This window comes from Pseudomonas sp. PS02303, from assembly GCF_029959925.1.
GTDB classification, from domain to species: Bacteria; Pseudomonadota; Gammaproteobacteria; order Pseudomonadales; family Pseudomonadaceae; genus Aquipseudomonas; species Aquipseudomonas mandelii.
The window spans coordinates 1-1,798 of sequence record NZ_JASCOM010000496.1; the positions used below are offsets into that span (position 1 = coordinate 1).

General features: G+C 61.3%; 1 protein-coding gene. It reads right to left on the reverse strand.

Features of this window, described 5'->3' with window-relative positions:
* Positions 1-95: 95 nt before the first annotated feature.
* Positions 96-1,664 (reverse strand): SulP family inorganic anion transporter, encoded by a 1,569-nt coding sequence (locus QMX98_RS34440; RefSeq protein WP_282412074.1) that lies wholly within the window; start codon positions 1,662-1,664, stop codon positions 96-98.
* Positions 1,665-1,798: the final 134 nt, after the last annotated feature.

Genomic DNA, 1,798 nt, shown 5'->3' on the forward strand with positions numbered 1-1,798 from the left:
CTTGCTCCCGCGCGCAGATTTTCAGGGCTGCTTCGCAACCCGGCGGGAGCAAGCTCCCTCGCCAAAAGTTATGCGTTCGTCATCAGAGTGGTGTTTTAGTCCTCAAACCGGATCGGGCATTTCTCCGCCCCTTCAAGCTTCCTCAACTCCTCCACCACCTGCGGCCGCGCGCTGCGCAGCGTCAGGCTGCGATTCTGCTTGAGCAGCCGCCGCGCTTCCTGATGCAGCATTTCCACCCCTGAATAGTCGATGAAGTTGATCTGCTGCGCCTCGATCACCACACGCGTGCCGTGCATCCGTTGCAAACGCACTTGCAGGTAATGGCTGGCGCCGAAAAAGATCGACCCGCCGACCTGCAGAATGTCTTCATCGCCTTCACGCCAATGCTGCACTCGCGGTTGTGAAGTCCGCTTGAGGTAAAAGAACAGCGAAGCCAGGACCCCGGCATAGATAGCTGTCTGCAATTCCAGCAGCAGCGTGGCCACGCAGGTCAGCGCCATGACCAGGAACTCGGCGCGGCTGACCCGCAACAGCGCGCGGATGCCGCGATGATCGACCAATCCCCAGGCGATCAACAGGATGCTCCCGGCCATGGCCGGGATCGGAATGTGCGAAATCAACGCCGCGCCGAAGATGGCGAACAGCGCCACCCACAGTGCTGAAAATACCCCGGCCAGCGGTGAGCAGGCACCCGCCTCGTAACTCAGGCCCGAGCGGGTGAAGGAACCGGCTGACAGCGAGCCGGAAAAAAACGCACCGACCATGTTCGAAAAACCCTGGGCGCGTACTTCCTGATTGGCGTCGAGCAATTGCTGGGAGCGTGCCGACAAGGAACGGGCAATCGACAGGCTTGTCACCAATCCGAGCATCCCCACCGCCACGGCGCTGGGCAGCAGGCGCAGGATCAGATCCAGGTCCAGCGGCAGCGGACTGAAGGGCGGCAGCCGCCCGACAAACGCACTGACCAACTTCACATGGCCAAACATCGACGGCCAGAACCACACCAGCATTCCGCTCAGCGCCAAGGTGATCAAAAGCGTCGGCCAGCGTGGCAGCAGTAATTTCAGGATCACGCCCACCCCGACGGTGGCCAGACCCAGCACCAGCGAAGGTTTATCCACGTCACCGAGGTGTTTGAACACCATCAAAAAGCTGTCCAGCGCCGTGGACTGATTGGGCAGGTCCAGCCCCAGCAGGTTCGGCAACTGGCCGATGGCAATCACCACCGCCGCGCCGAGGGTGAAGCCCAGCACTACCGAGTGAGAAACGAAATTCACCAGGGCGCCAAAGCGCAACAATCCGAGCAGCCACTGGAAAATGCCGGCGAGCAGTGTCAGAAGCAGGATCAGGGTGACGTAGTCTTCTGACGCGGGAACGGCCAGAGGACTGACGCTGGCATACAGGACGATGGATATCGCCGCTGTAGGACCACAGATCAAATGCCACGACGAACCCCAGAGGCAAGCGATCAGCACCGGAATGATCGCAGCGTACAGGCCGTATTCCGGCGGGAGACCGGCGATCAGGGCGTAGGCAATGGATTGCGGCAGCGCAAGAATGGCGCCGCTGAGGCCAACGATCAGGTCACGCCCGACGCTGGCGCGGGTTTGCCGGGGCAACCAGGAAAGGAAGGGAAAGAGTGAATGGCGGCTGGGGAAGGCCATGGGTCCTCTCGGGTGGAGTTTTGCGCAAGGGTATCAGTACGGGGTGAACATTGTGGCGAGGGAGCTTGCTCCCGCTCGGGAGCGAAGCGCCCGCAGATTTTTAGGGATGCTTCGCAGCCCAGCGGGAGCAAGCT

Excerpts from the sequence above, each read along its gene's own strand:
- QMX98_RS34440 (WP_282412074.1), bottom strand. The coding sequence starts at position 1,664 with ATGGCCTTCCCCAGCCGCCATTCACTCTTTCCCTTCCTTTCCTGGTTG.